This window comes from Actinomadura fibrosa (assembly GCF_900659615.1).
GTDB lineage: Bacteria > Actinomycetota > Actinomycetes > Streptosporangiales > Streptosporangiaceae > Spirillospora > Spirillospora fibrosa.
On sequence record NZ_CAACUY010000328.1, the window covers coordinates 1 to 8,443 of the forward strand.

General features: G+C 74.4%; 7 protein-coding genes. All 7 read right to left on the reverse strand.

Translation table 11 applies throughout. From position 1 onward, the window contains the following. A partial coding sequence (locus E1300_RS44885; RefSeq protein WP_131763380.1) for a tetratricopeptide repeat protein occupies positions 1-2,950 on the reverse strand: 2,950 nt, incomplete at its 3' end. A 65-nt stretch (positions 2,951-3,015) separates the two neighbouring features. Continuing rightward, a complete protein-coding gene (locus E1300_RS44890; RefSeq protein WP_131763381.1) occupies positions 3,016-3,351 on the reverse strand; it encodes a trypco2 family protein in 336 nt (111 codons plus the stop codon). A gap of 138 nt (positions 3,352-3,489) precedes the next feature. After that, entirely contained in the window at positions 3,490-4,617 is a 1,128-nt protein-coding gene (locus tag E1300_RS44895) for a zinc-binding dehydrogenase (protein ID WP_131763382.1), read from the reverse strand. Next, positions 4,617-5,033, reverse strand: a complete 417-nt coding sequence (locus E1300_RS44900; RefSeq protein WP_131763383.1) for an acyl-CoA thioesterase — start codon at positions 5,031-5,033, stop codon at positions 4,617-4,619. Before E1300_RS44900 ends, E1300_RS44895 begins: the two co-directional genes overlap by 1 nt. A gap of 93 nt (positions 5,034-5,126) precedes the next feature. Next, entirely contained in the window at positions 5,127-5,282 is a 156-nt protein-coding gene (locus E1300_RS50865) for a hypothetical protein (protein ID WP_165503277.1), read from the reverse strand. A 55-nt stretch (positions 5,283-5,337) separates the two neighbouring features. After that, the gene (locus E1300_RS44905; RefSeq protein WP_131763384.1) at positions 5,338-6,336 is read right to left on the reverse strand and encodes a ribonucleotide-diphosphate reductase subunit beta; all 999 of its coding nucleotides are present in this window, start codon (positions 6,334-6,336) and stop codon (positions 5,338-5,340) included. Further along, on the reverse strand, positions 6,336-8,443 hold a 2,108-nt coding region (locus tag E1300_RS44910; RefSeq protein WP_131763385.1), incomplete at its 5' end, for a ribonucleoside-diphosphate reductase subunit alpha. The genes E1300_RS44910 and E1300_RS44905, both read right to left, overlap by 1 nt.

Below are 8,443 nucleotides of genomic sequence, written 5' to 3' on the forward strand. Positions count from 1 at the left end.
CGTCCGGCCCGGCGAGCTCGCGCCAGCGGCGGACCGCCTCCGCGGCCAGCCGCTGCGCGCCCCGGGGCCAGCCGGTCACCGCGAGGAGGTCCGCGAGGACGAGGAGCGACCGCGCCAGCCCCGGCGCGAACGCGCCGGGATTGCCCTCCGCCAGCCGCCGCCGCAGGACGACCGTCTCGCGGGCCGGGTGCAGGGCCTCGTCCGCCTTCCGCAGCAGCACCAGCGTGCGGGTCAGCCCGTCCAGCGAGACGGCGAGGTCGGCGAGGTGCGCGTCGGAGTCCCGGTCGGCGAGGGCGCGCAGCAGCGACGCGGCCCGCTCGGCGGTGTCGCGCGCCTCGGCGCCCTGTCCGAGCGCGGTGAGCTGCGTCGTCATGGTGTTCAGCGACCGCGCGAGGTCGGGCAGGTAGGCGTTCGGGTTGGTGTGCGACAGCTCCTGCCGGATCGCCACGGCCTGCCTGGCCCGCTCCAGGGCCTCCTCCCGCCGCCCGGCGCGGGCCAGCGCGACGGCGAGGGTGTCGAGCGACTCGGCCAGGTCGGGCCGGTGCAGGCCGGGATCGTCCGCGGCTAGCTCCCGGTAGAGCCCGACGGCCTCCTCCGCGACCCGCCGCGCCTCCTCGCACCGGTCCACGTCCGTGAGCCGAGCGGCGAGGGTGACCAGCGACTCCGCCAGCGCCGGCCGATGGGCGGCGGTCCCGTCTCCGGTCGGGTCGGCCGCGGTGGAAGCGCCGTCGGCGAGTCGGCGGCGGATCGTCGTCGCCTCCCTTGCGGGGGCGAGGGCCTCCTCGAAGCGGCCGGCGCCCGCGAGGCGGTTGGCGAGGGTGTTCAGCGACTGGGCGAGGTCCGGCAGGTAGCCGCCGGGGTCGGCCTCCGCCAGCGTGCGCCGCACCCCCGCGAGGATCTGCGCGATCGTCACCGCCACTGAGCTGAACAGGCGGGTCTGCCGCGGCAGCGCGTCGGACAGCCCGGCGAACAGCGCGAGGCCCCGCTCGTCCGGCGCGGTGGTGTCGACCAGGTGCCGGACGGCGTCCACCAGCGGGCGCGGATGCTCGCTCTGCGGCGCCGTCTGGACGGTGGGGAACGCCAGCTCCGGCACCGCGACCAGCAACCGCTCGATCCGTGCCGCGCCGGCCGGGTCGTGCAGCCCCGCGCGGGCCAGGACGATCAGCGCCTGCCGGACCTGGTCCGGCGCCGCGTCCCGCAGCAGCCGGGGGAGCAGGTCCTCGTCGTCCCGCAGCACCACCGAGACGAGATGCTCCGCGAGGCGGTCGGGTTCGAGCGCGCCCCAGAACGCGGACCCCTCGTCGGCGGGGTACAGGTCGCGGAACCAGGTGGCGACGTGCAGCCGGGCGTCCTCGTCCCAGTCGGCCAGCCCGGGGACGCGGGCCAGCAGCGCCACGGCCTGCGCCTCGGTGCGGGCGCCGCACAGGGACGCGGCGGCGACCACGCGGCGCTGCGTCCGGGCGTGCAGGGCGAGGCCCCGGGACGCGGCGGCGTTCGCCCAGTAGGGCTCCTCGTGCTCCAGGATGATGTCGGCGGCGCTGCGCTCGCCGCGCCCGCCGCCGGGCACCAGCAGGTAGGCGAGCGCCTCCATCTGGAGGGCCAGGGCGAGCCCGTAGCGCTGCGGCGTGAAGTCCCGCGCCGGCAGCGGGTCGAGCGGAGGCGGGCGCCAGCCGCGCTTCGCCTGGGCGAGCGCGGCGGCGAGGTCGGTGACCGCCTCGGCGAAGGCGTCCGCGCGGCCCGGTCGGCTCTCCTCCAGGGGCGTCAGGACGTCCACGGGCGTGCCGCGGATCGCCGTGCGGGTCACGCGGCCGGACTGGAGGGCCAGCTCGTCCCACCAGTCGCCCGCCGACCGCGCGATCAGCAGCACCCGCAGCGGCACCGGGCCGCGGTGCCCGCCGAGCGCGCGCACGACGTCCTTGATCTGCTCCGGCCGGGTCTCGGCGTAGTCGAGGACGAGCAGCGTCGGCGCGGTCGGCGCCCGGAGCGGCGCGAGGGCCTCGGTGGTGCCGGACTCCGCGTCCACGATCCCGCCGGCCCAGCCGCGCGCCCGGAGCCGGGCCAACAGTTCCCGTGCGAGCCGTGTCTTGCCCTGCCCGCCCGGCCCGGTGAGCAGGCGCATGGCGAAGTCCCCGTTCTCGCACCAGACCAGCAGCCGGGCGAGCTCGTCCTCCCGGCCGCGGAAGCGGACCGCCTCCATGTCGGCGCGCAGCAGCGAGACGTACGACACCTCGGCACGCGCCGGCGGACCCGCGTCCGGCGGCGCCGCCAGCAGCGGGGCCAGCTCCACCGACTCCAGCTCCACCGACTCCGGGTCCGGCTCGCGCACCGCCGCGCGGAACGCGTCGTCGGCGAACAGCGTGCGCACCGGCAGCGCGATCAGGCGGTGGTGGTCCCGGGCGTCCTCGATGACGACCGCCGTGACCAGTCGGTTGCACAGGACCGCCGCTCCGGACATGCCCGCCCAGGCGCCGGGAGAGCCATCGGGCTTCGCCGCCACCTCGATCTGGAGGTGCCCGGTCTTCGAGCCGGTGACCGGACTGATCCGTCCCGTCACGTGCTCGGTCTCGCGGACGCCGCCGGCCGTCCGCTGCCCCCGGGGAAAACCGACCAGCTCGCAGGGCGCGTCGGGCGCCGCCGTCGTGAACCGTCCCCAGCGCACGCTGCCGGGCGGGACCGGCCACTCCGGATCGGTGATCTCCAGCAGCGCCGCGTCCCAGCGGGCCTCGCCGGGAAGCGGCCACCTGACGCGGCACTCCCACCAGCGCTCCTCGCCCAGGACGCGGACCCGGGCGCCGTCCCGGTGCGCGCCCGCGCCGGTGAAGGGCTCGCCGAAGGGCGGGACGTCCTCGGCGACCACGTGCAGCGCGGTGAGGACGAGGCGCGGGGCCACCAGATGGCCGGAGCCGTACGCCCCGTCGGCCCACACGTCCACCACGCGGTCGACGTCCAAGGCCCCGCCTCCCTAGGGCACGTGTCGCATGGGTGCCTGCGCCGTCGCGGCTCAGGGAGCACGTCCTACCGCGGCGGCGCGGCCTCGCCGTGGTCGGCGACCTGGAGCGCCCGGCCCGTCTTCGTGTCGATGGGCTTCAGCGTCACCTTCAGGGTCTGCGCGGTCGTCGAGGACTCCGAGGCCGAGGCCCCGAGGCCCAGCACGTAGACCTTCACCTTGCCCTCCGCCTTGGCGTCATGGGTGATCGAGACGGAGAGCTGGATCTCGACGTCGCCCAGCTCGAACCGGACGCGCTGCCCCTCCGACCGCTCGACCGCCGCCGTGAGCTGCGCCCGCAGCGCGTCGATGGCCTGGACGAGCTCCAGGGCGGGCGGCCCCTCCTCGGCCCCCGCGGGGGGCACCGGTCCGCGCGTTACCTCGGTCACATCGACCGCCTCTCCGGCTGGGTGCTGCGTCCACCGTAACGCCGGTCCGCGAGCCGCTCGCCGTCTCGGACGGAACGATCGTCCAGGTCCGGTCAGCCGGACGCGGCCGTCGCGTCAGGGGAAGGTGACCACTTGGCGGATGGCTTCGCCGGTGGCGAGGCGGTCGAAGCCCTCGTTGACGTCCTTCAGCGTCAGGCGGCCGGAGAGTAGGGCGTCGACCGGGAGGGCGCCTGACCGGTACATGCCGATGAAGCGCGGGACGTCGCGGCGCGGGACGCAGGAGCCGAGGTAGCTGCCGCGGAGCGTGCGCTCCTCGGCGACCAGGCTCAGCGCGGGCAGCGTCAGCGGCGCGCCGGGGTCGGGGAGGCCGACCGTGACGGTCGTCCCGCCGGGGCGGGTGGCCGCGTACGACTGCTCCAGCACCGGGACGACGCCGGTCGTGTCGATGACCTTCTCGGCGCCGCCGCCGGTCAGCTCCCGGATCTCCTCGACCGCGTCCGGGCCGCCCGCCACCGCCCGGGTCGCGCCGAGCCGGAGGGCCAGGTCGCGCTTGTGCGGGACGACGTCGACGGCGATCACCTCGGACGCGCCCGCGGCCTTCGCGGCGAGCAGCGCGGCGAGGCCGACGCCGCCGAGGCCGAAGACCGCGACGCCGTCGCCGGGCGCGACGGCGGCGCTGTAGAGCGCGGCGCCCGCGCCGGTGAGGACGGCGCAGCCGAACAGCGCGGCGATCTCGAACGGGAGGTCGGCGTCGACCTTCACCGCCGAGCGGGCGGACACGACCGTGTACTCGGAGAACGCCGAGACGCCGAGGTGGTGGTTCGGCCGGTCGCCGCCGGGGGCGGTGAAGCGCCGGGCGCCGCCGAGCAGCGTGCCCGCGCCGTTGGCCGCGGCGCCGGGCCCGCACAGCGCGGGACGCCCGCCGACGCAGCGCTCGCAGTGCCCGCACGCGGGCACGAACGCGAGGACGACGTGGTCGCCGGGTGAGAACTCCGTGCCCTCGCCGGCCTCGACGACCTCGCCGGCGGCCTCGTGGCCGAGCACCATCGGCAGCGGCCGCGGCCGCGCACCGTTGATCACCGACAGGTCGGAGTGGCACAGGCCAGCGGCGCCCACCCGGACGAGCAGCTCGCCCGGCCCCGGCGGGTCGAGCCGCAGCTCGGCGATCTCCAGCGGCCGGGACGCGGCGTACGGCGCGGGCCGTCCCGACTCGACGAGCACGGCGGCGGTGGTCGCGGTCATCAGGCGGCCACCAGCCCCTCCATCGCGGCGCGGACCGGACCGGTGATCTCCACCGGCCGGCGCGACTCCCGGTCCACGAAGACGTGCACGAAGTGCCCCTCGGCGATCGGCGTCCCGTCGGACCCGCGGACCAGCCCGACCTCCCAGCGGACGCTGGACCGGCCGAGCTTGCCGATCCGCAGGCCCACCCGGATCGTGTCGGGGAACGAGACCTCGGCCTTGTACTCGCAGTGCGACTCGACGCACAGCGCGATCGCGGGGGAGCGGAGCGGGTCGAACCCGGCCGTCCGGATCATCCACTCGTTGATCACGGTGTCCATGAGCGAGTAGTGGACGACGTTGTTGACGTGCCCGTAGACGTCGTTGTCCTTCCACCGCGTCGGGACACTCTCCCAGTGCACGTAGTCGCTGTTCACCCGCGCAAGTGTACAAACCGGCCGGTATGTGACCGCGACGCGAGGCCCCGCCCCCCGGCGTTCACCGGAGGGCGGGGCCCTGGTCACGTCTGATCAGTAGCGGCGGCCGCCGCCTCGGGCCCTTCCCAGCAGCTTGCGGGCCTTGGCCTGCGTGCGGGGGTCGCGGGCGTACCGCTCCGCCCGCGCACGCGCCTTCTGCCCCTGCGGGCTGCGCAGGAAGCGCCTGATCCGGTCGATGAGCGATGCCATGCTCTGCCTCCTCGGCCAACTCTTTACCGGTCAACGACTACCCCGCACGGATCGTTCAGAACGCCTCGTCGAGCGTGACGCTGCCCTCCACCCCGATCTGGTAGGCCGAAACGCGGCGCTCGAAGAAGTTGGACAGCTCCTGGACGTCCTGCAACTCCATGAACGCGAACGGGTTCTGCGTGCCGTACCGCGGCGGGAACCCGAGGCGCGCGAGCCGCTGGTCGGCGACGTACTCCAGGTAGGAGCGCATGTCGGCGGCGCTCATGCCGGGCAGCCCGTCCCCGCAGAGGTCGCGGGCGAACGCCAGCTCCGCCTCGACGGCCTCCTCCAGCATCCGGACGACCTGCGCGGCCAGCTCGCCGTCGAACAGCTCGGGCTCCTCGGCGCGGACGGTGTCCACGACGGAGAACGCGAACTCCATGTGCATGGACTCGTCCCGGAAGACCCAGTTCGTCCCGGACGCGAGGCCGTTCAGCAGGCCCCGCGACCGGAGCCAGTAGACGTAGGCGAACGCGCCGTAGAAGAACAGGCCCTCGATGCACGCGGCGAAGCAGATCAGGTTGAGCAGGAACGCGCGCCGGTCGGCGGCCGTCCGCAGCTCCTCCAGGGCGCCGAGCGAGTCGATCCAGCGGAAGCAGAACTCCGCCTTGGCGCGGATCGACGGGATGTGCTCGATCGCCGCGAACGCCCTGGCCCGCTCGTCCTGGTCGGGCAGGTAGGTGTCGAGCAGGGTCAGGTAGAACTGGACGTGCACCGCCTCCTCGAACAGCTGCCGCGACAGGTACAGCCGGGCCTCGGGGGCGTTGACGTGCTTGTACAGGTTCAGGACGAGGTTGTTCGCCACGATCGAGTCGCCGGTCGCGAAGAACGCGACGAGCCGGTTCACGAGGTGCAGCTCGGCGGGCGTGAGGCGGGCGAGGTCGGCGAGGTCGGAGGCGAGGTCCACCTCCTCGACCGTCCACGTGTTGCGGATCGCGGCGCGGTAGCGCTCGTAGAAGTCGGGATAGCGCATGGGACGCAGGGTCAGGTCCATGCCGGGGTCGAGCAGCGGCATTACTGGCAGGCCTCGCAGGTCTCGGGGTTCTCCAGGGAGCAGGCCACTGCCGCCGACGGCGTCACCGTGGTCTGCGCGATGCGCGTGGCCGGCCTCGAACGCAGGTAGTAAGTCGTCTTCAGGCCGCTGCGCCAGGCGTAGGCGTACATCGACGAGAGCTTGCCGATGGTCGGGGTCTCCATGAACAAGTTCAGCGAGTGCGACTGGTCGATGTACGGGGTGCGCCCGGCGGCGAGGTCGATCAGTGCCTTCTGGGGCAGCTCCCAGGCCGTCCGGTAGAGGACCCGCATCTCCTCGGGCAGGTCGACGAGGCCCTGGATCGAGCCGTTCGCCCGCTTGATCGCCTCGCGGACCTCCGGGGTCCACAGGCCGAGCGACTTCAGGTCGTCCACCAGGTAGGCGTTGATCTGGAGGAACTCGCCGGAGAGCGTCTCGCGCTTGAACAGGTTGGACACCTGCGGCTCGATGCACTCGTAGCAGCCCGCGATGGACGCGATCGTCGCGGTCGGCGCGATCGCGACCAGCAGCGAGTTCCGCAGCCCTACCTCGGCGATCCGCGCCCGGAGCGCCTCCCACTCCGCAGGACGGGACGGCGCCGCGTCCGGGAAGTGGTCCGGGTGGAGCTGCCCGCGGGCCGTGCGCGTCCGGGCGTAGGCGGGCAGCGGGCCCAGCTCGGCCGCCAGGTCCGCGGACGCCCCGTACGCGGCCAGCGCGATCTCCTCGGCGATCCGCGTGGACAGCTCCAGGGCCTCCGCGGAGTCGAACGGCAGCCGCAGCGTGAAGAACACGTCCGCGAGCCCCATCACGCCGAGGCCGACGGGACGCCACGCCCGGTTGGCGGCCTCCGCCTCCGGCGTCGGGTAGTAGCCGCGGTCGATCGTCCGGTCCAGGTAGCGGACGGCGGTGCGGACCGTGGCGCGCAGCCGCTCCCAGTCCACCCCGGACGGCGTGACGTGCGCGGCCAGGTTCACCGACCCGAGGTTGCACACGGCCGTCTCGGCGTCGCTCGTCACCTGGAGGATCTCCGTGCACAGGTTGGACAGGTGCACGGTCCGGCCCGGCTCGGCGGTCTGGTTGCAGGCCCGGTTCGCGGCGTCCTTGAACGTCATCCAGCCGTTGCCGGTCTCGGCGAGCGTCCGCATCATCCGCCCGTACAGCTTTCGGGCCGGAAGCCGCCGGACGTACCGGCCCGCCTCCTCGGCCGCGCGGTAGGCGGCGTCGAACTCCGCGCCCCACAGGTCCGTCAGCTCCGGGACGTCCTTCGGGTCGAACAGCGACCAGTCCTCGTCGGCCTCGACGCGGCGCATGAACTCGTCCGGGACCCAGTTGGCGAGGTTCAGGTTGTGGGTGCGGCGCGCGTCCTCGCCGGTGTTGTCGCGCAGCTCCAGGAACTCCTCGACGTCGGCGTGCCAGGGCTCCAGGTACACGCAGGCCGCGCCCTTGCGGCGGCCGCCCTGGTTCACGGCGGCGACGGACGCGTCCAGCGTCCGCAGCCACGGGACGATCCCGTTCGAGTGGCCGTTCGTCCCGCGGATCAGCGACCCGCGCGAGCGGATCCGCGTCCAGGAGATCCCGATCCCGCCCGCGTACTTGCTCAGCCGCGCGACCTGCCCGTACCGCTCGTAGATCGCCTCCAGCTCGTCGCGCGGCGAGTCGAGCAGGAAGCAGGACGAGAGCTGCGGGCGGCGCGCGGCGGAGTTGAACAGCGTCGGCGAGCTGGGCAGGTAGGACAGGGTGCTGAGCAGCCCGTACAGCTCCGCCGCCTCCGCCACCGCCGCGGTGCCTCCGGCGGGCTCGTCCGGGAAGACGAGGCCGACCGCGACGCGGAGCAGGAAGTGCTGCGGCCGCTCCAGCACGAGCCGCGTCTCGGGATGCTTCAGCAGGTAGCGGTCGTAGAGGGTGCGCAGGCCGAAGTACTCGAAGCGGTCGTCGGCGTCCTCGTCGACGAGGGCGTCGAGCGCGGCGGCGTTGGCGGCCGTGAAGGCGGCGGCGCCGTCCGCGAGGAGCCCGGCGGCGTGCGCGGCGGCGACGGACTCGGCGAACGTCCGCACCCCCGCGGCGGCGGCCTCGTCCCTGATGCGCGCGCTCAGCAGCCGGGCGGCGGCCT